The organism is Gilvimarinus agarilyticus, assembly GCF_000832015.1.
GTDB classification, from domain to species: Bacteria; Pseudomonadota; Gammaproteobacteria; order Pseudomonadales; family Cellvibrionaceae; genus Gilvimarinus; species Gilvimarinus agarilyticus.
The window spans coordinates 3,060,972-3,084,187 of sequence record NZ_JXCJ01000001.1; the positions used below are offsets into that span (position 1 = coordinate 3,060,972).

The 23,216-nt window shown below is 53.4% G+C and carries 32 protein-coding genes; 15 read left to right on the forward strand and 17 right to left on the reverse strand.

All coding sequences use genetic code 11. The features are described from left to right. Nucleotides 1-62 precede the first annotated feature (62 nt). The 8 genes from SD69_RS18185 to SD69_RS13395 all read right to left on the reverse strand — a co-directional run bounded on the left by SD69_RS18185 (nucleotide 63) and on the right by SD69_RS13395 (nucleotide 5,443). On the reverse strand, nucleotides 63-473 hold the full coding sequence (locus tag SD69_RS18185; protein WP_052481156.1) for a hypothetical protein: 411 nt from the start codon (nucleotides 471-473) through the stop codon (nucleotides 63-65). Continuing rightward, nucleotides 470-1,093 (reverse strand): transglycosylase SLT domain-containing protein, encoded by a 624-nt coding sequence (locus tag SD69_RS13365; protein WP_041523611.1) that lies wholly within the window; start codon nucleotides 1,091-1,093, stop codon nucleotides 470-472. Before SD69_RS13365 ends, SD69_RS18185 begins: the two co-directional genes overlap by 4 nt. 2 nt (nucleotides 1,094-1,095) lie before the next feature. After that, on the reverse strand, nucleotides 1,096-1,476 hold the full coding sequence (locus SD69_RS13370) for a putative holin (protein WP_052481157.1): 381 nt from the start codon (nucleotides 1,474-1,476) through the stop codon (nucleotides 1,096-1,098). A gap of 313 nt (nucleotides 1,477-1,789) precedes the next feature. Further along, the gene (locus SD69_RS13375) at nucleotides 1,790-2,044 is read right to left on the reverse strand and encodes a hypothetical protein (RefSeq protein WP_041523612.1); all 255 of its coding nucleotides are present in this window, start codon (nucleotides 2,042-2,044) and stop codon (nucleotides 1,790-1,792) included. An 11-nt stretch (nucleotides 2,045-2,055) separates the two neighbouring features. Next, nucleotides 2,056-2,952, reverse strand: coding sequence for a hypothetical protein (locus SD69_RS13380; RefSeq protein ID WP_041523613.1), 897 nt, complete (start codon nucleotides 2,950-2,952; stop codon nucleotides 2,056-2,058). A 114-nt stretch (nucleotides 2,953-3,066) separates the two neighbouring features. Then, nucleotides 3,067-4,068 carry a hypothetical protein gene (locus tag SD69_RS13385; protein WP_041523614.1) on the reverse strand — a complete coding sequence of 334 codons (1,002 nt, stop codon included), beginning with the start codon at nucleotides 4,066-4,068 and terminating at the stop codon, nucleotides 3,067-3,069. Between the two features lie 150 nt (nucleotides 4,069-4,218). Beyond that, nucleotides 4,219-5,010 carry a zinc ribbon domain-containing protein gene (locus SD69_RS13390; protein WP_041523615.1) on the reverse strand — a complete coding sequence of 264 codons (792 nt, stop codon included), beginning with the start codon at nucleotides 5,008-5,010 and terminating at the stop codon, nucleotides 4,219-4,221. 82 nt (nucleotides 5,011-5,092) lie between these two features. Beyond that, the gene (locus tag SD69_RS13395) at nucleotides 5,093-5,443 is read right to left on the reverse strand and encodes a helix-turn-helix domain-containing protein (protein WP_041523616.1); all 351 of its coding nucleotides are present in this window, start codon (nucleotides 5,441-5,443) and stop codon (nucleotides 5,093-5,095) included. A 98-nt stretch (nucleotides 5,444-5,541) separates the two neighbouring features. Here SD69_RS13395 and SD69_RS13400 point away from each other — a divergent pair, with 98 nt between their 5' ends. Then, the gene (locus SD69_RS13400; RefSeq protein ID WP_232301200.1) at nucleotides 5,542-5,751 is read left to right on the forward strand and encodes a DNA-binding protein; all 210 of its coding nucleotides are present in this window, start codon (nucleotides 5,542-5,544) and stop codon (nucleotides 5,749-5,751) included. A gap of 143 nt (nucleotides 5,752-5,894) precedes the next feature. Here the strand turns inward: SD69_RS13400 and SD69_RS13405 are convergent, their stop codons facing one another. Further along, a complete protein-coding gene (locus SD69_RS13405; protein WP_041523617.1) occupies nucleotides 5,895-6,146 on the reverse strand; it encodes a hypothetical protein in 252 nt (83 codons plus the stop codon). Nucleotides 6,147-6,256: 110 nt separating this feature from the next. Between SD69_RS13405 and SD69_RS13410 the strand changes: the two genes are divergently transcribed. The 12 genes from SD69_RS13410 to SD69_RS13460 are packed head-to-tail and all read left to right on the forward strand — an operon-like array spanning nucleotide 6,257 to nucleotide 13,390. After that, entirely contained in the window at nucleotides 6,257-6,742 is a 486-nt protein-coding gene (locus SD69_RS13410) for a hypothetical protein (RefSeq protein ID WP_041524819.1), read from the forward strand. Next, the gene (locus SD69_RS18810) at nucleotides 6,735-6,911 is read left to right on the forward strand and encodes a hypothetical protein (protein WP_157471683.1); all 177 of its coding nucleotides are present in this window, start codon (nucleotides 6,735-6,737) and stop codon (nucleotides 6,909-6,911) included. Before SD69_RS13410 ends, SD69_RS18810 begins: the two co-directional genes overlap by 8 nt. Continuing rightward, entirely contained in the window at nucleotides 6,908-7,222 is a 315-nt protein-coding gene (locus tag SD69_RS13415; protein WP_041523618.1) for a helix-turn-helix domain-containing protein, read from the forward strand. The genes SD69_RS18810 and SD69_RS13415 overlap by 4 nt, the downstream gene beginning before the upstream one ends. Nucleotides 7,223-7,236: 14 nt before the next feature. After that, nucleotides 7,237-8,127, forward strand: a complete 891-nt coding sequence (locus SD69_RS13420) for a DUF3102 domain-containing protein (protein ID WP_052481158.1) — start codon at nucleotides 7,237-7,239, stop codon at nucleotides 8,125-8,127. Further along, nucleotides 8,124-9,896: a DDE-type integrase/transposase/recombinase gene (locus SD69_RS13425; protein ID WP_041523619.1), complete on the forward strand. Its 1,773-nt coding sequence runs from the start codon at nucleotides 8,124-8,126 to the stop codon at nucleotides 9,894-9,896. The genes SD69_RS13420 and SD69_RS13425 overlap by 4 nt, the downstream gene beginning before the upstream one ends. Nucleotides 9,897-9,906: 10 nt before the next feature. Next, the gene (locus SD69_RS13430; RefSeq protein ID WP_041523620.1) at nucleotides 9,907-11,136 is read left to right on the forward strand and encodes an ExeA family protein; all 1,230 of its coding nucleotides are present in this window, start codon (nucleotides 9,907-9,909) and stop codon (nucleotides 11,134-11,136) included. After that, nucleotides 11,129-11,449, forward strand: a complete 321-nt coding sequence (locus SD69_RS13435) for a hypothetical protein (RefSeq protein WP_041523621.1) — start codon at nucleotides 11,129-11,131, stop codon at nucleotides 11,447-11,449. The genes SD69_RS13430 and SD69_RS13435 overlap by 8 nt, the downstream gene beginning before the upstream one ends. After that, nucleotides 11,449-11,670 (forward strand): hypothetical protein, encoded by a 222-nt coding sequence (locus SD69_RS13440; protein WP_041523622.1) that lies wholly within the window; start codon nucleotides 11,449-11,451, stop codon nucleotides 11,668-11,670. The genes SD69_RS13435 and SD69_RS13440 overlap by 1 nt, the downstream gene beginning before the upstream one ends. Continuing rightward, nucleotides 11,648-11,953, forward strand: a complete 306-nt coding sequence (locus tag SD69_RS13445; protein WP_041523623.1) for a hypothetical protein — start codon at nucleotides 11,648-11,650, stop codon at nucleotides 11,951-11,953. Before SD69_RS13440 ends, SD69_RS13445 begins: the two co-directional genes overlap by 23 nt. A gap of 9 nt (nucleotides 11,954-11,962) precedes the next feature. Further along, nucleotides 11,963-12,580, forward strand: coding sequence for a DUF3164 family protein (locus tag SD69_RS13450; protein WP_041523624.1), 618 nt, complete (start codon nucleotides 11,963-11,965; stop codon nucleotides 12,578-12,580). A gap of 2 nt (nucleotides 12,581-12,582) precedes the next feature. Continuing rightward, entirely contained in the window at nucleotides 12,583-13,041 is a 459-nt protein-coding gene (locus tag SD69_RS13455; RefSeq protein WP_041523625.1) for a gp16 family protein, read from the forward strand. 16 nt (nucleotides 13,042-13,057) lie between these two features. Continuing rightward, a complete protein-coding gene (locus SD69_RS13460) occupies nucleotides 13,058-13,390 on the forward strand; it encodes a Mor transcription activator family protein (protein ID WP_198144098.1) in 333 nt (110 codons plus the stop codon). 113 nt (nucleotides 13,391-13,503) lie between these two features. On the opposite strand, the gene SD69_RS13465 is transcribed toward SD69_RS13460, so the two are convergent. The 4 genes from SD69_RS13465 to SD69_RS13480 form a co-directional block, all read right to left on the reverse strand. Beyond that, a complete protein-coding gene (locus tag SD69_RS13465) occupies nucleotides 13,504-13,791 on the reverse strand; it encodes a prolyl 4-hydroxylase family protein (RefSeq protein WP_041523627.1) in 288 nt (95 codons plus the stop codon). A gap of 63 nt (nucleotides 13,792-13,854) precedes the next feature. Beyond that, nucleotides 13,855-14,307 carry a regulatory protein RecX gene (locus SD69_RS13470; RefSeq protein ID WP_198144099.1) on the reverse strand — a complete coding sequence of 151 codons (453 nt, stop codon included), beginning with the start codon at nucleotides 14,305-14,307 and terminating at the stop codon, nucleotides 13,855-13,857. 140 nt (nucleotides 14,308-14,447) lie between these two features. Beyond that, entirely contained in the window at nucleotides 14,448-15,485 is a 1,038-nt protein-coding gene (recA, locus tag SD69_RS13475; RefSeq protein ID WP_041523628.1) for a recombinase RecA, read from the reverse strand. Nucleotides 15,486-15,637: 152 nt separating this feature from the next. After that, nucleotides 15,638-16,141 carry a CinA family protein gene (locus SD69_RS13480; protein WP_041523629.1) on the reverse strand — a complete coding sequence of 168 codons (504 nt, stop codon included), beginning with the start codon at nucleotides 16,139-16,141 and terminating at the stop codon, nucleotides 15,638-15,640. A gap of 155 nt (nucleotides 16,142-16,296) precedes the next feature. On the opposite strand from SD69_RS13480, the gene mutS reads away from it, so the two are divergent. Then, on the forward strand, nucleotides 16,297-18,885 hold the full coding sequence (gene mutS, locus SD69_RS13485) for a DNA mismatch repair protein MutS (RefSeq protein ID WP_041523630.1): 2,589 nt from the start codon (nucleotides 16,297-16,299) through the stop codon (nucleotides 18,883-18,885). An 82-nt stretch (nucleotides 18,886-18,967) separates the two neighbouring features. After that, the gene (gene fdxA / locus SD69_RS13490) at nucleotides 18,968-19,291 is read left to right on the forward strand and encodes a ferredoxin FdxA (RefSeq protein WP_041523631.1); all 324 of its coding nucleotides are present in this window, start codon (nucleotides 18,968-18,970) and stop codon (nucleotides 19,289-19,291) included. A gap of 79 nt (nucleotides 19,292-19,370) precedes the next feature. Here fdxA and rpoS read toward each other — a convergent pair whose 3' ends face one another. The 4 genes from rpoS to SD69_RS13510 form a co-directional block, all read right to left on the reverse strand. Then, nucleotides 19,371-20,369 carry an RNA polymerase sigma factor RpoS gene (gene rpoS / locus SD69_RS13495; protein WP_041523632.1) on the reverse strand — a complete coding sequence of 333 codons (999 nt, stop codon included), beginning with the start codon at nucleotides 20,367-20,369 and terminating at the stop codon, nucleotides 19,371-19,373. A gap of 164 nt (nucleotides 20,370-20,533) precedes the next feature. Continuing rightward, on the reverse strand, nucleotides 20,534-21,406 hold the full coding sequence (locus SD69_RS13500) for a peptidoglycan DD-metalloendopeptidase family protein (RefSeq protein ID WP_232301201.1): 873 nt from the start codon (nucleotides 21,404-21,406) through the stop codon (nucleotides 20,534-20,536). Between the two features lie 101 nt (nucleotides 21,407-21,507). Continuing rightward, nucleotides 21,508-22,458, reverse strand: coding sequence for a DUF368 domain-containing protein (locus SD69_RS13505; protein ID WP_041523633.1), 951 nt, complete (start codon nucleotides 22,456-22,458; stop codon nucleotides 21,508-21,510). Beyond that, entirely contained in the window at nucleotides 22,458-23,102 is a 645-nt protein-coding gene (locus SD69_RS13510; RefSeq protein ID WP_041523634.1) for a protein-L-isoaspartate(D-aspartate) O-methyltransferase, read from the reverse strand. Before SD69_RS13510 ends, SD69_RS13505 begins: the two co-directional genes overlap by 1 nt. Between the last annotated feature and the right edge of the window lie 114 nt (nucleotides 23,103-23,216).

The following is a 23,216-nucleotide window of genomic DNA, read 5'->3' on the forward strand; positions in this document are numbered from 1 at the left end:
CGCACAGTGCGTATAGGTCGTACATTTGCTTAAGCGCGATCGCGGCCGCGTCTTGCGAGTTATCACTTGGTCTCGCCACCGGCGGGCAAATCACCGTTAAGGCCGCCGGTAGCGGCTTGGTCGGCGGCGTTGGCGGCTTGCTCAATAATCCGCATGACGCCATCGTCAAACACGCAAGTAACGCGCTTAGGGGCAGTGGCTTGCAGCGCACGGCGTATCTCCTGTGTGGTTTTTGCATCAGCTGTTTTACGGGCGTTGATGCTTTTGCCCAGGGCCAAACTGGCGGCGCCGGCTTGTTGGGTAAGCTCGGCGGTGCCGGTAATTAAGTTGTTCAGTTGGTCTATTTGCGCGGCCTGACACGCGGTTTGTTCGGCGTGGGCCCCGCGTTCGTAGCCCCAAAAGTAGGCAAAGGTATGACTGGCTATTAAGGCCACCACTGCCAGAGCAATTAAAAACAGACGCAGCTTGGTCATAGGGTTACCCCGGTACAAACACCACGGCCCCAGTGGGCGTATTGCGGCTCAAAGCGGGTGAGTACAACGCGAACGTAATGGCGGTTCTCTTTAAAGTTGGCGGCACTACGGCCCGCGTTGTGGTGCTCTATGTCGCGCCAGGCAAGTGGCTCACGGGCACCCAAAGCCCGCGCCGCATCGCTGTCGCGATATACCCAGCCCAGGCCGCCGTTGTAGGCGGCGAGCACCATGGCCCATTGGCTACACTCGCAAGGCGCGCTTACCCGCGCCAGCAACCACTTGTCGTACTGCACCATAGCCCGCAGTGCCCAGCCTGGATTAAACGGCTGCGCAGGGCCAAGGCTGTTGGGGTAAATCTCGGCCATCCAATCGGCGGTGGCGGGCATAAACTGGGCAATGCCCTGGGCCCCAACGGGTGACTGGGCGTTAGGTTGCCAGCGGCTCTCCTGGTGTACCTGAGCCGCTAACGTAGCAATAGGGGCATCCATGCCAAAGCCGAAGCGCGCCGCGCGCACTAAGGTGTTCCGGTGGCGCTCGGCGGCGCTCGTAACGTCTGCCCACGCGTTAACTGGGCAATAAGCCAGTAAGGCAAGCGAGGTAATTAAAACAATAAGCCGCATGTTTACAGCCCCAGTGCCATGGCCAAAATAACGGCGCTCATAATCAGCGCGCGGCGCAGCATCGCGGCGGCAAACACCCAGCGGTATTCGGTTATTACGGGGTAATCGGCAACGTTAACGTTGCCGGTGGGTGGCGCCCTCCACACGCGCCAGTCTTCACGCAGGTAGCTGTCCGGGCGGGCGTACGGCGATAGGCTGCGGTCGATCCAGTAGCCAGTAATGGCGGCTAAGCTCACCAGCGCGAGCTTGTACACAACAACGGTAAGCTGGTGCGGCGCCGTAAATAGCACAACCGCAAGCAGTGCAGCGGTAAGTAACAGCCAGGTGGTTAGGCGCGGTACTAGCAGCCTAATGCGGGTAAACAGTGCGGTGAGTTGTTCCATGAGCAGCCTCGTAAAAGCGTTAACGGATAAGAGTTAACGCTAGGTTACGGGGCTTATGGGCGGGGGTAATTTTGCGTCGGCAAAAATACTTACTGTCGCGCGGGCGCGAGTATGGCCATTCTGATAAACGAGGAGTGAGCTATGAAAGTAGGTATTTTATTTCGGCCCGGAAGCCTGTGGATCGGCGGACATTATTCACGCTATAACCGCCGGTGGTGTATTAATCTGGTGCCGTGTGGGTGGTGCTGGAGGGTGGAAACTTGCCTTCTCTCATTAAACACGAAAGGAGGCAAGCTACGAAATGACTAAAAGATTAGCCGTGCAAACGACCCGGAAAGTCATTAGCGGGTAAAAGATAAATCTTTGGGTAAGTGGTTTCTTTGTAGCAATACGCAATCGCTAAGACCTCGTAACAAGTGCCATCCACATCAAAAAAGTCACCTTTCCTCGGCAAAAATTCCATAGTGTACTCAACCGGATAATCATCCAAAATCTCGTGTTCTTTTCCATCGTGTAAAAGGACAAACTTGGGCCTAATTAAGTATTCAGCAGTGCTTGAGTTTTCCATATAGGGCATTCCTAGTTAGTTGCGTGAATTTCTACGACTTTAGCTTCGTATGACTTTTTTGATGCGACATACCTACTAATTACAACAATGTCAGCATCTACCTTTGTACGGCCATGCAGCCTTTTAGGGTCGACACCCTGAAGGGTAAATTTAACTCTTTTATCTACAACACCTGGGACGATACCCGCCCAGCTCGATTCGGCTTTATCACGATCGCTTGCGTATATTACAACCCTTACGTTTTGGTATTTTTCTTCTTTTTCAGAAGGAATGGGAGGCGTGTACTCTTTAGGAACTTCTCTAATATAATCTTTTGATATCGTCAGCTCATCAAAGCCTGACATCTCAATCTCTGCGTCAGGGTCAGCCTTGGCTGGTGCAATCACTTTCACCGCTTCTTTTGCTAGTGACTTTTTGTCCTTCACACTTTCAAGGATTGCCTTAATTCCCTTAGCGTCTAATTTGACCTGCCCGCCGATATTAATAATGTTGTTATCGTAAGCAGTAATTTGGGTCGGAGGCGCAGATGGCCCTCCCAGGGCTTTGTATGCACCATAGGAGAGTAAGGCCCCAACGCCCATTGCAACTACCGTTTTAATAGGCCCATTGTCAGTCATAATTTCGTCAAAGACCTCTTTAGCCTTATCGTAATTGGCTTTATTTCTGAAAACATACTTAACAATAAAATTTTCCGTAAGACTCCCAGAGTATAGCTGGTCTACGTAAACTTCTACGTTTGTTACATTAATACCCTGAAACGCTGCTTCAATAAACTTAGGTGTTCGCTTAAGAAGCCGTTCTACGTTTTGAAGCGACTCAATGATTTCCGGAATGGGAACCGGCTTCTTATTCGAGTAGTGGATTGTATACGTAGTCTCAATAGTAAAGGTAGCACCTTGACTGTCCATATTATTTTTCCATATTGTTTTAGGTAATCTGTACGAAATCTCTCACAACACCCACAGTCAATGTCGCCTAGTGGGGGCGCCCAATCGACTAGAGTTACTGTACTTTGCCCGATTTTAGCTCCCCACAGGAGAACTGCGCATATATTTAACTTTACTGGGATCAGCCTTTTTGGGTACGCCCTTAAACTTGTTCGATCTGGCTAAGCGTTCAATTTCTTTGGTTACATCGTCCCAAAGTTCCTCATCATCTCCGGCGCACCTGTACACCATGCCGTGTCCGGTATTTTTGATACATGATGGGCACTCCACGTCCACACAGTCGTACCCTAGGTCATCAGTAACGTTATGGGGCGTCAGCTCGCAATCGCAATGCGGGCAGAATCCTTTGAGGCCTATGGGCGTACCTTTTTCAGATTGATCGATATGCCACTCCCACCTCCAATTGATATCCTGATATGCCATTTCGGTAAATCTTGCAAATGTCGGCTTGTGGGCTAAATCCAAAGCTATTTTCCATTCTCCCGTTCTGACTTTTCGCCTGATCTCTCGGGCCACTTGCTCAATCAAATCTAATTGACTATGAGTGAAAGTTACATGCTTTAAGCGTTGAGTCTCACAGCTAGTGCACACAAGCTTTGTTTGTATAATTGGATCTCCCTTGTTGCAAGGAACCTCCTCTTCTATAAAGACAATCTCACAACTGCATTCAGGGCAAATCGGATGTAAACCCTCAATTTGAGGCTCAGTTTCAGTGTTATTCCATCTCCACTCCCAATTAACCTCAAACCGAGTGTCTACTTGGTACTGAAAATAATCGGGCTTGGGCTGACTCCTAGGGGCACGATTTTGATAATTCTCATAAAACAACCGGACAATAGAAATACCTAAATACGCCAAAGCGGCGAACAAAATAAGCAGCTCCCAAGTGGGCACACGATGTGTATCAAACAGCCAGCCATACGTGAGTGAGTAATAACTCGCTATGTTTTCCCAAGGGTTTAACTCTACCCCAACATCCTTGGTTAACCATTCGATGAAGCCCCACAAGGCTGGGAGGAACGTTAGCACGGCGCCTATGAAGGTAAGCCAAGCAGTTATTCTTTGTAATTTGGTCATGCTACGTAAGCTATCTCTTACAAAAACTGGTGATATTTGCCACAGGCAACCCGAATAGCGGTGGCTACACTGTGGGTAGCCGTTGCCCAACCGACGCCCCTATGGAGCGGGAAGCCAGGGATCTGCATTGGATTGCCTGGGCAGCGGCTTTTATTCTGCAAACTCCAAACTCGTCGCATTGCAGGTGGCATTGCTCACGGAGGCGGTTACGCCGCCCACGGTCATGCCGCCGAAGCCATTTTTTGCCCGGTATTTCATAGCCAGCAAGTGGTTGCCGTTTTCGTCCTTAGGGCCTAGGCGGGTTTCGATATGCTCAAAGCTATCGGGATCTTTTAAGCCGGCTTTGGTGGCTTGAACTACTGAGCGCAGCGAGCCGTCCCAGCCGCTTAGGCAATGCCAGCCGCGCTCTTTGGCTAGGGCTTCGTCTTTGGCCTCCTGCACTGCCGCGGCGACGGCTTCTTGCTTATCCTCTTCGCTTTCGTAAAAGCCAAAATACCAAAAAGCCAATGCCACTAACGCTAACACTGCGGCGCCACCCACTGGGGTCTCACCTGGCTTAGGTGTTGGCGCGGGGGCGTCTACGCCGCAGCTGGGGCAGGTTCTGGCGGCTTTAGCCACATGATGACCGCATTCTTTGCAGGACACTAGATTGGGATTGGTGGGTCGCTCGGCTGCACTAGCATCGGTCAAATCAACTGGATCAAGATCAAAATCGGCGTTGGGGTCAAGTTTTGACGTGGCAACTTTACCGGACACTAACTCCTTATTATTCTGCTCTTGCTTTAAGCGTTGTTTCTTTTTGTTTTTCTCTATTCTCACTACCATTAAGATAAATATCACTAATGCGGCCCAGCACACCACCGTAAGCGCTATATCATCCGTAGACTGAATAACTGCCAGTAAAACTAATGTGACAATTGCCGCGTAAACCCACCCACGCATCCTCACTCTCCTTATTGTGTTTTGTACTTAATATACCCTTAAAAAATAAACATGATAAAAGTGCTAACGAACCGCTTATTTATCATTTGCCGCGTCCTGTTTGTTTAGCACCGTCCTTGTGCGCCAACGCACTCGCCGTGCTCTCTACGGCGCGGCGCCCTTCCTCGCTGCTGCCCCGGTAATTGGCCAACAAATGGCGCTCGCGCTGTGATAGCGGCTCTGGCACCGGTGAGGCCCGCGAGCCGGTTAGGATATACATCACATCTATTCCCGCCGTGCCTATCGCGGATAAATAAGATGCTCCAGGCTGGCGCTCACCCTTCTCATAGTTAAATTGCGCGAGCTTCTTAACCCCGCCTATCTCTCCAAGTTCAGCCTGACTTAGTCCAAGCCGCTCCCGCTCTTCTCGTAACCGAGACCCGAAATTATCCATACAAATAACCATAATTGAGTTGACAGTTATTCAAATGAATAACTATAATCAACCCAACAAAACACAAAGATCATTCAGCAACCAAAGGAGCCACTGCCATGGCCACTAAGGTACTGACCCCTAACCAGGTCAAAGAACGCTTTCGCGCCCGAGGCATCACTGTCACCCAGTGGGCCGAAGAGCAGGGTTATCGCCGCGATGCGGTTTACCGCGTACTCAACGGCTTCGATAAAGCCAACTACGGCCGCGCGCACGAAATCGCTGTAGCGCTTGGCTTAAAAGCCGGCGTCGAACATGCCGCCGCGTAAGGGGCCAATTATGACACCTTTCACCCATTTTTTTGGCAAGCTTGTTGAGCAGCTTGGCCCCGTTAAAGCCGCCGCGCTGGTTAACGAGTTTGCCGGCCAGACCCTTACCTTTCCGGGTTATGACGAATACGGCTTCCCCCAGGTCACTTTGACTCTCGATCAAGCCTTGTCTGCCGAGCGTCCTCAAGGCGCCGACACAGAAAGTCAACCGAATTACGGGCCTCAGCGTTCAGCGGCCCCGGCCAGCGAGTGCCGCGAGCCGTTTTTGCAAAAGATTCTGAGTCCACTAAAGCGTGCATTTCTAAGGCGGCAACCGCCTGCAGCGTTATCTGGCTCACAGCGTTCAGCTGAGCCTTTAACGAGCGAACCTCGTTGGCCAATTCATCGTGATTCATGTTCCTGCTCCTGTCGTCAAAGTTAACACGAAACATTATGCAGGGTGAAACGAGTTTTCACAGATGCAAAAACCATTTTTGTTTGGAAAGCCGAATTTTTGGGGGTTCCAGTGAGACGCCGTAATTGGAAAAGGGTTAGCCCGCGCAGCTTGCGCCACGCGATGGAGCTGTGCAAAGACCACGCCCGCGAGGTGCACAACCGCAGCGTAGAGCGCATTGCCGAGGTGATGGGCATGAGCGACCACTTCACGCTCTACAAATATTTTCAGACCAGCCGCATGCCAGCGGTATTGATACCAGCCTTTGAGGCGGCCTGCGGCATTGATTTTGTGTCGCGCTGGCTGGCCACCCGTGGCGGCCGCCTGGTGATTGAAGTACCCACCGGCCGCGCCCTTAAAGAGACCGACATACCCGACCTGCAGCAAACCTTGCTAGACACGGTTAGCAGCCTGATGCGCTTTTACCGTGGCGATACCGAAGCCGACGAAACCATTGCCGACGTAAGCCGGGGCATTCAGGACTTAGCCTGGCACCGAGGCAACGTACAACAGCACCAACAACCACAACTCGAACTGGGAGAACACTCAGATGATTAATTCCGCTACACGCCCCGAGCACCGCGCCGACGAGCGCGCCGAGATTGAGCGCCAACTGGCCGAATGGTTTGCCAAAGGCAACCAGGTTACCCAGCTGCCGGCTGGTGTATCCAGCGAAAATGGCCACCGCTTTAAAGCCACGGTTAACACCAAGGCGGTGCAGCAATGAGCGCCGCCGCCCGCAGTAAAACCAGCCAAAGCGGCACCCGCGTGTTGCGCGTACTGGACGCCCTAAAGGGCCATAGCCTAACCGGCGTAAGCAATGGCGAGCTGGCCAAGGCACTGGGCGAAAGCCCGGCCACGGTTAATCGAGTGCTTAACACACTGATTGAAGCGGGGTTTGCCATTCGGCTAGACAACGGCCGCTTTGCGCACAGTGTAAAGCTGCTGCAAATCGCGCAAGCACACGCCAACGAGATGGCCCGCTCACAAAGCCGCATTAACGAACTGAGCCAGCGGGTAGCCGCTGGCGCACATTAACTTAGGGGAAAAACATGGCTAGAAAAGCAAATACAGCAACCGTTATTGAGCATACGGAAACCAACGAAGATTGGGTGGGGGAGCTGGCCGAAACTGCTAACCAAGCCGGCGAGCACAGCCAAGAGATTATGAATGCTTACGGCGAAGGTTTGCCGTACGAGCGTAGCCGCATCGTGCGTGAGGCTCAGTTCTATATGGCGCAAAGTGCCGAGGCGATGCTGGAAACTGGCCGTAGGCTGGTGATTCTTAAAGAGCATGAGCCACACGGTGAATTCCTCTCAATTCTGGATGAGAAGCTTGGTATTGCCCCCAGAACCGCTCAGCAAATCATGCAGGCTGCCATTAAGTACGCATCACCGGCGCTGCAATCAAAAGCGCAGACGTTCGCGCATTTGGGCAAGTCCAAACTGTTCGAGCTCATGGTTGAAGATGATGAAAATCTCAGCGAGTTAGCAGACGGCGGTACGGTAGCCGGCATGACACTTGAGGACGTGGATCGCATGAGCTGCCGCGAACTGAAAGCAAAGCTGCGCGAAGCCCGTGAGGCGCTCACCAGTAAAGACGATGTGGCCAGCGCCAAACAAAAAACCATTGATGAGTTAATGGAAAAAACATCGCGCATTAAACGAATGCCCCGCGATGAGGTTGCCGCCGATTTACGTAAAACCGCCAGCATTGATGCCGACGAATGCGAAGCGCTGATTCGCGGCCAGCTCCGTCACGCGTTTACCGAGGTGTTTCACCACGGGGCCAAAGATGACGACAACCCGTTCCTGGATAACGATCAAATACCGTACCTGACGCAACGGTTAGACCTGCTGGATGACGCCCTGTTAACGCTACGCGCTGAGCTGGGCATTGAGCGCACGGTTGATTCACCACTGGAGTTTGACCCCTCGAAATGAACCCGGCACTGATAGAAAAGCTGCAAGCCGTTGCCCGCGCTGCCGAGGCAGCGGGCCACGGCAAAAAGATGGCTGTCTATCAAGGGGCAGCCGGCGAGCTGGGCATTAGCGTGCCCACGTTACAACGCAAACTCAAAGAGGTGGCTATGCAAAAGCCCCGTAAACGCCGCAGCGATGCTGGCAGCTGCAACATTCCGGTAGAAGAGCTGCGGGTTATAAGTGGTTATTTAATGAGCAGTATGCGTGGCCAGGGCAAGCGGCTGGCAAGCTTTGAGCGCGCCCTGGAAATACTGCGCGCCGACGGCCGTGTAAAGGCTGAGCGTTTGGATGAAGCCACCGGCGAAGTTGTCCCACTAAGTGTTAGCGCGGTAAGCCGAGCGCTTACCAAAAACGGCTTGCACCCAGACCAGCTGGCACGGCCGACGCCCAAAACACAATTGGCAAGCAAGCACCCCAACCATGTTTGGCAAATCGACCCATCGTTGTGTGTGCTGTATTACCTGCCAACTAAGGCGGGCCAAGCGCTGCAAGTGATGGGCGAAAAAGAGTTTTATAAAAACAAGCCGGCCAATATTAGAAAAATTGAGAAAGAGCGCGTGTGGCGCTATGTGATTACCGACCACACCAGCGGTTGGATTTACGTGCATTACGTACTGGGCGCCGAAAGCGGCCAGAACCTTGCCGAGGCCTTTATTAATGCAATGCAAAAGCGCCACGCGCAAGACCCGGTGCACGGCGTGCCGCTGATGGTAATGGTTGACCCCGGCAGTGCTAACACCGGTGCCGTGTTTAAAAACTTATGCGCCGCACTGGGTGTGCATATGCAGGTGAATCAGCCCGGCCAGCCGTGGGCTAAGGGACAAGTGGAAAACGCGAACAACATCGTGGAGCGCGACTTTGAGCACCGCATGCGCTTTTTTGAGAACCCGCCTACCAGCCTGGAAGAAATTAACGAGTACGGCTGGGCATGGATGCGTTGGTACAACGCCACACAAAAACACAGCCGCACTAAAAACACGCGCTTTAACGTGTGGCTAAAAATTACCGCCGAGCAATTGCGTGTAGCGCCCGAGGCAAGCGTGCTGCGTGAGCTGGCGGTAAGTGCACCTGAAAGCCGCAAGGTAAGTACGCATCTAACCGTATCGTTTAAGGGTAATACCTACGATGTAAGCGACGTGCCAGATGTAGCCATAGGCGAGAAAGTAATGATTACCCGCAACCCCTGGCGCGACGATGACAGCGCCCAGGTGGTGTACACCGACGGCGACGGCCGCAATGTTATCCAGGTGGTCGAGGCGCAAAAAGTTGACGAGTTTGGCTTTAAAGAGGACGCCGCGATGATCGGTGAAAGCTATAAGGCTAAGCCCGATACACGCATTGATACCGAGCGTAAAAACGTTGAACGCATTGTTATGAACGTGGCCACGGACGATGAAGCGGCCGCCGCACGCAAGCAAAAGGCGGTGCCCTTTAGCGGCAGCATTGATGCCATGAAGCCGATTACCGACACGCCATTGCCTGAGTACATTCGCAAGCGCGGTACCGAGCTAGACATTGCCGCCCCTAAAGTTGAGCTGCGCAACCTGACCCATGTGGAAATGGCAAAGCAGCTGCGCGAGCGCTTAGGCGATGAATGGCAAGGCGCGGTGCATTTTCAATGGATTAAACAGCGGTTTCCGAACGGCGCGCCGGAGACAGAGCTGGACGAAATTGTGGCTCAGCTAACCAGGCCGCAATCGACCGCAGCGCCGCTGCGGGTGATCAACTAGGAGCACTTATATGCTGAATATAAAACTTCAGTTTCTAAAAGCAGGTGTGACGCAGCGCTATGTGGCTGATACGTGTGGCCTAAGCCGTGGGGCGATGGCGCAGCTATTGAACCATGACCTTTGGCCCACCAAGCCAGAGCAGCAGGCCCGCGTTAAAACTCGCTTATTAGAGCTGTGTAAGAAACACGAGATTCCGCAATCGGATGACTTGTGGGAGGTTGCGACCGAGGAAACAGAGCCACTGTGCGGCAACACAGCGGCTCTTAAGGCAGGCCCTCGCAGCACCATCTTTAGAGACCATAAAAGCAACGAAAAACTACCTACATCCCAGGAGGGAGACCTTATGTTACTACGGCGTCAAACGCTAACACCAGCCGCAAGACAACAATTTGAGCTTGTTGCCACTCCCTTTGGTGACCTGCGTAGCTCGGACGAGGTATGGCAGAGCCGCGATGTTCGGCTAATTCGCGAGCATTTAATGCACACGGCAAAGCACGGTGGGTTTCACGCCTTGGTAGGCGAAAGCGGCTCGGGTAAGTCTACGTTGCGCATGGATTTGGAAGATCGGATCGATAAAGAAGGCGAGTCGATTGTGCTTGTTCAGCCCTATGTGATTGCTGCGGAAGAAAAGTCGCACGGCGGGAAAACCACGCTCCGGTCTACCCATATAGCCGAGGCATTATTAAGCGCTGTAGCGCCCCATAAAACGCTGCCCAGCTCGCCACAGGCGCGCTTTAAGGCATTGCATGAGTCGCTGATTGAAAGCCATCGCAGCGGCTACAAGCACTGCCTGATCATCGAGGAGGCACACGATTTACCCATCAATACGCTAAAGCACCTTAAGCGAATACTGGAGCTAAAAAGCGGATTTGCAAACTTGGTGGGCATTATTTTGATTGGGCAGCCTGAGCTGATGACCAAGCTGAACCAGCGCAGCGCCGGCATACGTGAAGTTGTACAGCGCTGCGAGGTTACGCGTTTAAAGCCGATCGCGGTCAGCGACCTTGATAAATTTATTGCGCATCGTATTGGCTGTGTGACCAAGCGGGATATCGACCAAATTATTAACCAGGAGGGCATAGCCGCACTGGTCGATCGCTTGACCGACCGAGACGGCAACACCCACCTGTTCCCTCTGGCGGTGGGCAACTTTTTAATTGCGGCAATGAACCTGGCGGCTGATATCGGCTGCCTGGTTATTACTAACGAAGTGATTCAGGGGGTGGGTGGTAATGGCTAATGTTACTGAGTTTACGGTACCACTGGCTAAGCGCTTAAGCGCGCTTAACCAGGTAGTGACTGAGATGCGCAAAGAGCGCCACCCGGTGGCCAATGTGTATACGACCAATACGGAGGTGTTTGTTTTTCTACGGCCACATGACGATAACCAGCGCATTGGTGGTGAGACCTGCGGATTTGAAAACTCTGCCCAAGGTTTGGTGCGCTGGTATGAGCGCGTTAGCAAGATTGGTGGTGTGCGGGTGCACGTGCGTTGGGCCGTAAAAGCCAGCGACGTGATGGTGTCGCCTGACCTGTTACGGAGGGTTCACTAATGGTTGCGTATTGTAATGGCGCGGATTTGGGCTCGGCGGTCGATATGATGCAGCTGCATCTGGCAAAGCTTCAGGCCGCTTGTGCCGCCGGCGAGTGGCACAACTGTGAGAGCGCTTTTAGAGCGATTAAAGAAGATGCCGAGCATGGGCGTAATCTGGCGACAGTAATGGTAATCCGGGAGCGAGAGGGAGGTCTCCGTGAGCGAGTTGCACGCCTATAGCACCTGCTCGGGCCTGATTCGACTTGGTACCGATTTGCCTAAAGATGCACTGCCATTGGCACGGGGCCACGCGCCCCACGTGCGGCTTTTAATAGAGCGTAACGCCGAGCCGATGCATGGCTCGGCGGCTACGTTTAGCGTGCCAGGCATGGTGGGTGCGCAGTCCATTCAAGACAAGCTGCGGGCGCTTGAGGCGTTCCGTAGGCTGTTAAGCGAGAAACGATCAGCGGCGATATCGCAGGGTTTTAATACCGATGTGGTCGTTACCAACTTATCTATTTAGGAGCAGGTTATGAATATTCAACAAGTTCCAGCTGGTTACCGCGAAAACGCTCGGGGCGATTTAGTACGCGAGGACACGATCAAAGAGATTGATGTGCTACGCGACCAAATTGTTATGGAGACCGTTGAGAAGGCTCTGGAAACCCGCGAAACACTGAAAAAAGTAAAGGCCGAAGTCTTTGGCGATATTGAGGCGTTTGTGGATATTTCAGCGGAAAAATATGGTGTTAAGGCTGGTGGCGCGAAGGGCAACGTGACATTGACGAGCTTTGACGGCCGCTACAGAGTGGTGCGGGCAAACGCTGATGATGTTGTGTTCGATGAGCGGCTGCAAGCGGCTAAAGCGTTGATTGATGAGTGCTTGCAGGAGTGGAGCGCTGGCGCGCACCCTGGCTTGGTTGCCCTGGTAAACGATGCGTTCAGAACTGACCGCCATGGCGAGCTACGAACCAACCGGGTATTAGCATTGCGTCGCCATGACATCAACGACCCGCGCTGGATACAGGCCATGGAGGCTATCAGCGATGCACTGCAGGTGGTGGGCAGCAAGAGCTATATACGGATATATGAGCGGGTGGGTAAAACCGATAGCTACAAGCAAATCCCGCTTGATATCGCGGGTGTTTGAGCGTGAAAAAAAGCAACGAGCGCACAACACTCATCCGCTTAATTCACGTTGGCCGACGCGAGATCGGGATGGACGACGAAAGCTACCGCATGATGCTGGCGAATATGCCAGCCCTGGGCGGCCGCACTAGCAGTGCTGACCTGTCCATTCGCGGCTTGAGCCTGGTGTTAGACGCGCTCAAGGCCAAAGGCTTCGAAATCTGCCCTAAAGCCAAGCCACAAAGCCGCCGGCTCGCTGACGATGAGCAATCGCGGCTTATTCGCCATCTGTGGCTGCAGCTAGCCGATGCGGGCATTGTGCGCGATCGCTCAGAGGCCGCACTAGCTAAGTTTGTGTGTTCCATGGTCAAAATTGAGGCATTACAGTGGCTGACTGGCAGTCAGGCAAGCAAGGTCATTGAGAATTTAAAGCAATGGCAAAAGCGCGAAGTTAATAAACAGCAGAATAACGGGGGTACCTGAGATGAGTTCCGCACAGATGGAAGCATTTAGACACGAGCTGCTCGCCGATATGGCCGATCAGATCGCCGTTGTGCTCCAGGACTACAAGATAGCCCCAGAGGTAGCTGAGCAATGCGGATCAGCGGTGGCCGACCACATGGCTAAGCACTGGGGCGGCCAGCACGTTACAATCCCTAAAGATTACGCTTTTAAGCTGACTCAGCGCGACCTCGAAATATGGGAGCGCTTCAACGGTACAAACCACGGTGAGCTAGCGCGCGAATACGATCTAACCACCAGCGCCATCTATCGCATTATCAAACGTACCAAAAAGAAGGCTACAGACCGCGCCCAAGCCTCGCTTTTCTAGCGCCAGCCAACGTTTCACCCTGCGCAACTCCCTTCCATTCTTGTCCCACTAAATACCGTATAATCCCAGCTCTTCCCACTAAATATCGCGCTTAGCCATGAGAAATACCTCACTTACATACAGTTTGTTAAAGGCACACCCAACAACTGGCTCACCCGCTCCGACAACCCAGACACCACAGGGTTGATACGATGCTTAACCCAGCAATTACTACCACTGCGCCGCGCACTAGTGACTCCGCCTTCGGCACCGCTGACTAAGGCTCGCTTAAATTGTTCACTCGCCAATGACTTGAGCGTATTAATTTCCACATCCGAAATATAGTTGTCGAACACCGCAACATACGGCTCTTGGCTCAGTATTTCGGTTGCGGGTAAATTTTCAGGCAGTGTCAGAATCATAGCGTTGCTGTGTTTATACAACTTATATAATTTAAATAAGAGGCACAGGTGACTCGCTTAAAGTTACACTAGCTCGTATATCTGGGACATTGTAAAGCCGCGATACTGCAAATAACGCATTTGCTTCGCTTTATCTTTGAACTCTTGGGCAGGCACTGGAAACTTGCGCCGCAGCACCTCCTCTGCCAGCGTTAGCCAGTTCACATCACACTCCGTAAGCGCATCTTCAATAATGTGTGCAGCAACGCCTTTTTGTTGCAGCTCCCGCGTTATACGCTCAGGGCCACGCCCTTTTGACACAGAGCTGCGCACAAACATACCCGCAAAACGCGCGTCATCTAAATAACCAAGTTCACTCACCCACTCAAGCGCTTCATCGACGTACTTAGGGTCGTTAAACTTATGCAACAATTTCTCGCGTAACTCGCAATACGAGTGCTCGCGCCGGGCCAGTGACCCAACGGCACTGTTACGCACTTTAGCAGCCAACTGCTCCGTATCCATTTCAGTGTTCACGTGATTAACCTCGGGCGCGTCTACTCTCTTTTACAGGGTATCGGGTGCGAAAGCACTTTTACCAAGATGCAGTTTGCCTATATGCAATACACAAAAAAGCCGCAATAAATGCGGCTTTTTAACCCGATTACAACACTCGATCAGGCCTCTTGCTCGGCTTCGCTTTCAGCTTTAGCGTCAGGCGCTTTTGCGGTGCCTAACAGCTCACCTCGTACGCGCCCTTCAAGCTCTTGGGCAATCTCAGGGTTGTCTTGCAAAAACTTAACAACGTTGTTTTTACCCTGACCGATTTTATCGCCATTGTAGCTATACCAAGAACCCGCTTTATCAATCATTCCGAGCTTAACACCACAGTCGATAACCTCACCTAAACGGTTAATGCCCTGACCGTATAGGATCTGAAACTCTGCTTGCTTAAACGGTGGCGCCACCTTGTTTTTAACCACTTTAACCCGTGTTTCTGAACCCGTAACTTCCTCACCATCTTTTACCGAGCCAATACGGCGAATATCCAGGCGTACCGACGAGTAAAATTTAAGGGCATTACCACCGGTCGTGGTTTCGGGGCTACCAAACATCACACCAATTTTCATACGAATTTGGTTAATAAAAATCACCAGGCAGTTGGCGTTTTTAATATTACCGGTAATTTTGCGTAGCGCCTGAGACATTAAGCGAGCTTGTAAGCCCACGTGATGGTCGCCCATCTCACCTTCAATTTCGGCTTTAGGGGTAAGCGCGGCAACTGAGTCGACCACCAGTACATCCACCGCACCCGAGCGCACCAACATGTCGGAAACTTCCAGCGCCTGCTCCCCGGTATCCGGCTGGGAGATAATCAGGTCGTCGACATTAACACCAAGCTTTTCGGCGTAAATAGGGTCGAGGGCGTGCTCGGCATCAATAAAAGCACAGTTGCCGCCAGCGCGTTGCGCCTCGGCAATCACTTGCAAGGTTAAGGTGGTTTTACCAGAGGATTCCGGGCCGTAAATCTCGACGATACGGCCTTTGGGCAAACCGCCAATACCCAGTGCCACATCCAACCCAAGCGAGCCGGTAGAGATGGCGGGAATAGCCACATGCTCACGGTCGCCCATGCGCATAACGGTACCTTTACCAAACTGGCGTTCAATTTGGCTCAGGGCCGCCTGTAACGCTTTTTCTTTATTCGCATCCATATGACACACCTCAACGTTAAATTCAAAATTCGCATTGGCCTGTTATCTTTGTGACCCAGAGCATACCGCTGGGGCCCTTTGTCAGGCTATGGGTAGAGCATACAGCAAAAACCTGTATATGAAAACAGTACTATTAATTTATACAGTAGTTTTTACACGCTCGCCAGCCGCACCAGCTCGCGCAAGGCGGTAACGCAGGCCTGATAGCGCACTTGGGCCCGATCCCCCTGGTAAACATAGCACTCTGAAACCACCGCGCCCGAGGCATCAGCCCAAGCAAACCACACAGTTCCCACGGGTTTCTCGGCCGTGCCACCATCGGGGCCGGCGATGCCGCTCACCGCCACGGCTAAGTCAGCGCCACTTGCCGCTTTTGCGCCTAACGCCATTTGCTCGACCACTGTGCGACTAACCGCTCCCTCTTGCGTCAGGCTCGTTTCAGTCACACCCAACAAACGAGTTTTGGCACGGTTGGCGTAAGTGACAAAGCCCGTCTCAAACCATTGCGAGCTACCGGCAATAGCAGTAATGGCGCTGGCCACACCTCCGCCGGTACAGGACTCGGCCGTGCTTACCTGCCAGCCTTTCTCACGTAAATAACCACCCAGCTCAGCTGCTAAGTGCTGCAAGGTGGCGCCAGTGTTCTTCTCCGACATACGGCCCTCTCTGAAGTGTTAAATAGCACAAAGACCTAACGGACATTGATAACAGGCCTTACGGTATTCTCCGTACCCGTTCAGTGCAAGTGGATTGTGATTCCCGTAAAATACCGGGCTAAGATTCGTTAACCGCACATACCCTCTGGAAAACTATGCCGTCCAAAACAACTTCTACCGCCGACACTAGCGCTCACACACCCATGATGCAGCAGTACCTTAAAATTAAGGCGGAGCACCCTAACGAGCTGGTGTTTTATCGCATGGGCGACTTTTACGAGTTGTTTTTTGACGACGCCAAGAAAGCCGCCCATTTGCTGGATGTGACCTTAACCGCTCGGGGAAAATCCGGCGGCGAGCCAATCCCGATGGCGGGGGTGCCCTATCACGCGGCCGAAGGCTATTTAGCGCGATTGGTGCGCGCCGGCGTGTCGGTGGCAATTTGCGAGCAAATTGGCGACCCAGCCACCAGCAAAGGCCCGGTAGAGCGCAAAGTGATGCGTGTGGTGACTCCCGGCACGGTGAGCGATGAAGCATTAATGGATGAGCGCCGGGACAACTTGTTGGTGGCCCTGCACCGCCATGACGACACGTACGGCATCGCCTCGCTGGATATGGCCAGCGGCCGGTTTTTGGTGTTACAGGTCGACGGGCTTGATGCCGCCACCGGCGAATTGCAGCGTCTTAACCCGGCCGAGCTGCTCGTCAGCGATGATCTGGAGCTGCCTGAGCTAACCGAAAACCGCAAAGGCGTGCGCCGCCGTGGTCCGTGGGAGTTTGAGTTGGAAACTGCCCAGCGCTTGCTAACCCGCCAATTTGGCACCCAAGATTTATCGGGCTTTGGCTGCGACCACTTAGACAGCGCCATCGCTGCCGCCGGCTGCCTGTTAAGTTACGCGCGCGAAACCCAACGTACCGACCTACCTCATGTGCGCGGTTTGGCCTATGAAAACCGCGATGAGGCGGTTGCTCTGGATGCCGCCACCCGACGTAATCTGGAGATTGACCTGAACCTGACCGGCGGTGACGACAATACATTATTTTCCGTGCTGAATCGCACCGCTACCGCCATGGGGGCACGCCTGCTGCGACGTTGGTTAAACCGTCCGCTACGCGACATGCACACGCTGGTCGAGCGCCAAGAGGCCCTGAGCGTACTGACCGACAATTACAAATTTGAGCCGATCCGCGAACTACTAAAACGTATTGGCGATATGGAACGTATTCTAGGCCGGCTTGCCCTGCGATCTTCACGCCCGCGTGACCTATCCCGTTTAGGAGCATCCCTGACTTGCTACCCCGAGCTGCAAGCCGCGCTAAAAACCTGTCAGTCACCGCGCCTGACAGAACTCTCACAAGCCATCAGTTCTTTCCCGGAATTGGTGGATTTGCTGCAACGGGCGATTGTCGAGAACCCACCAGTAGTCATTCGCGATGGCGGCGTTATCGCCGAGGGCTACGACACCGAGCTGGACGAATTGCGCAACATCAGCAACAACGCCGGTCAATATCTGGTGGATTTAGAAACCCGCGAGCGCGAACGCACCGGCATTAGCACCCTAAAAGTGGGCTACAACCGGGTCCACGGTTATTTTATCGAGCTAAGTCGCGCGCAATCGGGCGGTGCACCGGCCGATTATATTCGCCGCCAGACTCTCAAAAATGCCGAGCGCTTTATTACCCCAGAGCTAAAAGAGTTTGAAGATAAAGCTCTCTCAGCCAAAAGCCGTGCCCTCAGCCGCGAGAAAGCGCTCTACGACGAGCTGATCGAAAAGCTCAATGAACATTTGGTAGCGCTACAGGATTCAGCCGCCGGGGTTGCCGAGCTGGATGTGCTCACCAACTTTGCCGAGCGGGCCATCAACCTGGATTTGTGCCGACCCGAGCTGGTCCACACGCCAGGGCTCGATATTAAAGACGGCCGCCACTTAGTGGTCGAGCAGGTGCTGGACGGCCCGTTCGTGCCTAACGATCTAGACTTTAATGACAATCGCCGCATGCTGATTGTGACCGGCCCCAACATGGGTGGTAAATCGACCTATATGCGACAAGCCGCGTTAATTACCCTGCTGGCTCACGTGGGCAGCTTTGTACCCGCGGCCAGTGCGCAAATTGGCCTGGTCGATCGTATATTTACCCGCATTGGCTCGTCCGATGATTTGGCCGGAGGCCGCTCGACGTTTATGGTAGAGATGACCGAGACCGCCAACATTTTGCACAACGCCACCGACCGCAGCCTGGTATTAATGGATGAAATTGGCCGCGGCACCAGCACCTTTGATGGTTTGGCCCTGGCTTGGGCTTGCGCCCGCCATTTGGCCGAAAACGTCCGCGCTTTTACACTATTTGCCACCCACTATTTCGAGTTAACCGAGCTACCCGAGAGCTTGCCGCATATTGCCAACGTGCATCTCAACGCTACCGAGCATAAAGACAACATCGTGTTTTTGCACAAGGTACAGGAGGGCCCGGCGAGCAAGAGTTACGGTATTCAGGTGGCCAAATTGGCAGGGATTCCCACGCCGGTACTGCAGCGCGCCGCCGAGCAACTCGCGCTGCTGGAAAACCACGAGCGCCCAACCCCGGTAACCAACAGCGCACCCAAGCCCTCGCCTTTGCAAGCAAGCTTGTTTGACGCGCCGGTCAGCCCGGCCGTAGAGGCATTGAGCGAAATTGACCCGGATGATTTGACCCCCAGGCAGGCATTAGAGGCGTTGTACCGCCTGAAACAGCTGAATTCATGACAATTGATCTACCAAAACTTGAGAATGCTGGTAAAATGCCCCCCTTTACGCACCAAGCACCTGTAATCGTGGAGTCTGCACAATGACATTCGTAGTTGGGGATAACTGCATTAAATGTAAACACACCGACTGTGTCGAGGTTTGTCCGGTCGACTGTTTTTACGAGGGGCCCAACTTTCTCGTCATTCACCCAGATGAATGTATTGATTGCGCCCTGTGTGAGCCCGAATGCCCGGTAGATGCTATTTTCTCGGAAGACGAGCTACCAGAAGATCAGGAAGTGTACCTGGAGCTTAACGCCGAGCTATCCGAGGTATGGCCTAACATTACCGAGAAAAAAGACGCTCCGGCCGACGCCGAAGAGTGGGATGGCGTGGAAGGCAAACTGCAGTATCTAGAACGATAATCGCACTTGCCATCCGCATAAAAAAACCGCGCCAAGTGCGCGGTTTTTTTATGCGGGATGAAACGTTTTAAAAGCCAGGCTAAATACCAAACAGGTTTTCGCTGCTCAGGCCCTGCTTCTCCATAATGTCGCGCAAGCGACGCAGCGACTCGACCTGAATTTGCCGCACTCGCTCGCGAGTTAAACCAATGGCACGGCCGACTTCCTCCAGCGTGCTCACCTCATGACCGCGTAAACCAAAGCGGCGTGCCAGTACCTCGCGCTGTTTCTCGCTCAGCTCGTCGAGCCACTCATCCAGGCTATCGTTTATATCGCTATCTTGCGTCAGCACGGCGGGGTTCGACTCCCGTTGATCACTGATGGTGTCTACCACCGTGCGATCTGAAGAGTTACCAATCGGAGTATCCACCGAGGTGACCCGCTCATTTAAGCCCAGCATACGCTCAACATCCGCGACCGGGCGCTCAAGCATATTGGCAATTTCATCGGCCGAAGGCTCGTGATCGAGTTTCTGAGTAAGTTCCCGCGCCGCTCTAAGGTAAACGTTAAGCTCTTTTACCACATGAATCGGCAACCGAATGGTGCGGGTTTGATTCATAATGGCCCGCTCGATGGTCTGGCGAATCCACCAGGTGGCGTAAGTCGAGAAGCGAAATCCACGCTCTGGATCAAATTTCTCGACGGCGCGAATCAATCCGAGGTTACCCTCTTCAATCAGGTCCAACAGCGCCAGTCCACGGTTAACATAGCGGCGCGATATTTTAACCACCAGGCGCAAGTTACTTTCGATCATACGCTTGCGTGAGGCCTCGCAGCCGCGCAAGGCTTTGCGCGAAAAGTAGACTTCCTCTTCTGCGCTCAGCAGCGGCGAAAAACCAATTTCGTTAAGGTAAATTTGTGTTGCGTCAAGTGAGGAGGTATCGCTGGCAAAGCGATCGGGTGTGGGCTTTCGTTTGGTGGCAGTTGAGCGCTTCGGCTCGTCATCGAGTACTATTTCAGCAACGTCACCATCATCTGCTTGAGCAAGAATGTGATCATTGCGGTTGGCGCTGTCTATTTCCCTATTTTGTACTGGCATGCTAGGCCCCCTTCAGGATCCATACCGGAGTTTGTCGCCACACTTCCGGCTGACAATATTTCCAACAGTACCTCGTTGCCACAACCATGTGGCTGTTACGCTTTAAGCTCAGGTGCGATTACGCCTTTACTGCATCTTTTAATGTTACGCCAAACCCAGTAGCCCTAACGTTTAGGCAGATACGTTAACGGGTTAACCGGTTTGCCATCGCGCCTAATCTCAAAGTGCAATTTCTGTTTATCGGTACCGCTGGAACCTAATTTAGCAATTTGCTGACCGACTTTTACGCTATCTCCCTCGCGTACTAACAGTGCATCGTTGTGCGCGTAAGCACTGAGGAAGGTTTCGTTATGTTTGACGATCACCAACTTGCCGTACCCGCGCAGCCCGGTACCGGCGTATACCACCCGCCCAGCACCAGCTGCAAGTACAGAGTCACCTACTTTGCCACCAATATCAATACCTTTGTTTAATCCGTCGCCACTGCTGTACCTGCCGATTACCGGCCCGTTAGCGGGCCAGCGCCACTGCACAGCCCCACTCGGTAGCGGTGCCAAAGGCGGCGTGGTAGCAGCCGGTGTTTTATTTTCAGAACGTGGCGCCTGATTCACCTTGGGGGGAGGCGTGGTGTTAACGGTACTGCGAGGCCCCTGAGCCACAGCGGTAGAATTGCTGCCACTACTGACCGGGCGCCGGGCGCTGGCCGCAATAGCCGGTGGCGGTTTACGCCGGGAGGCATCGTCAATATCCAAGCGCAGCTGCTGTGATTGATAAATTGTATAGGGTGGGCCGATGCCGTTATGGCGCGCCAGAGCTTTAAAGTCCAGTCCGTAGCGCCAGGCGATAGAGTAAAGCGTCTCGCCCGGCGAGACGTTGTGAACTAAAATTTTACGGGTAGGAGGCTGGCGCCGGTCGGCAACATCGGCCGGTGGCGCCGAGCTGCAGGCGGTGAGCCACAGGGTGATCAATATAATGAACAGGCGATTTATGCGACAACCGCATAATGTGATCTGCGTCCACATTTTGGCCTGCTTCATCGAGCCTTTCACCCCTGCCGCCTTATTTACTTTTGCGATTAGCAACGTCCCATTATTTAAAAATTATCTTAAATAATGGGTAGCAACATCAAATTTTACCGCTACCCACCATGACTTGTATGCTTTTTCGCCAGCTTTCTGGCGCCATACTCTAGGGCAAACACCAGTACCACCGCCACAATAAATAGCACCAACACGCTGGGCCAGGCACTGTTGCCACCCACCTCGGCCTCAAACTGCCAGGGCATCAGGTTGCGCTGCACCAAAGGCACTAGCTCGCCGTGACGATCCACCATGGTGGTTACTGTCTGCTTCCAGGGCCACACGATACTCAATGATCCCGCCAGTACACCACACAACACCGCCAGCGTCGGCTGTCGGTAGCGATTTAGCAGCCAATGTAGCAGGTGAGAAAACAGTAGCAACCCCAGCACGCAACCGGCCATAAAAGTTGCCAGCAACCTAAGGTTAAAGTCGGTAACAGCACCAATAATAACGGGGTATACCCCCATAATGAGCAGCAAAAAACTGCCCGAGATACCCGGTAAAATCATCGCACAAATGGCGATAGCGCCCGCGGCAAAAATGGTAGCGGTGTTAATGGGCATATTGACGGGCTTAACCGAGCCAAGCCAAATGGCCGCGAGCGCCCCCACCGTAAAAGCCAGTAACACCGCTGCCCGGCGCCACTGTAAGTGCCGCCCAATATAAACGGTAGAGGCCAAAATAAGCCCGCTAAAAAAGCCCCACACCTGCAGCGGGTAATTGTGTAGCGCAAACTCAATACCGTGAGCCAGAGTGGCGATGCTGAGTAAAATGCCGCCAAACAACGCACACAAAAAAGTACCATCCACATGGCGCCAAAACGCCGCCCAGCCTTCTCGTTTAAGTATTAGTAGTGCAGCGGGGGTAAAGGATTTAAGTGCACCCAACAGGCGCTCGTATATTCCGGTAATAAAGGCGATAGTCCCGCCAGAAACGCCGGGCACCACATCGGCGGCACCCATGGCCATGCCTTTTAGGACGGTTGCAAGAATGGGGGTTGACGCCATTAGCGGGCGGTTCCCGATAGCAGCGGGACAAAACGTACGGGCTCTAAAACTTGAGTAACAAAGTCATCGCTGTCGCCCTGGCGCATAATCAGGTGCAGGCTCTGCTCACGATCGCCCACCGGAATCACCAGCACACCGTTGGGGGCTAATTGTTGCTTAAGATCTTCGGGCACAAAGCGCGGCGCGGCGGTACTTAAAATACCGTCAAACGGGCCTTTGTCGGCCCAGCCAAAACCACCGTCGGCATGGCTTAAAACCACATTATGCAGCCCCAGTTGGCGCAGCCGCTGGCGGGCTTTATCCTGCAGCGGCTTAATACGCTCGACGCTATACACCTGCTCGACCAACTGCGCCAGCACGGTGGTTTGATAGCCTGAACCGGTGCCAACCTCAAGTACGCGCTTTAGGTTACCGCCGGCGGCACCCAGCAGGATTTCGGTCATACGGGCGACAATATAGGGTTGTGACAGAGTTTGGCCAAAGCCGATGGGTAGGGCCGAGTCCTCGTAGGCGCGGTGCGACAAAGCCTCATCCAAAAACAGATGGCGCGGGGTATTGCGGATCACATCCAGTACTTTTAAGTCACTAACGCCCTGCTCCATAAGCCGCTGCACCAGCCGCTCACGGGTGCGCAGCGACGTCATACCCACACCTTCCAGAATCAGATTGCTCACCCTTTACCCCTGTTAAACCGGCCTCGGCTAGTGCCCAGTGCCTTTTTTGATCTCGCCATTTTCAGTTTGGCCACTATAGCATAA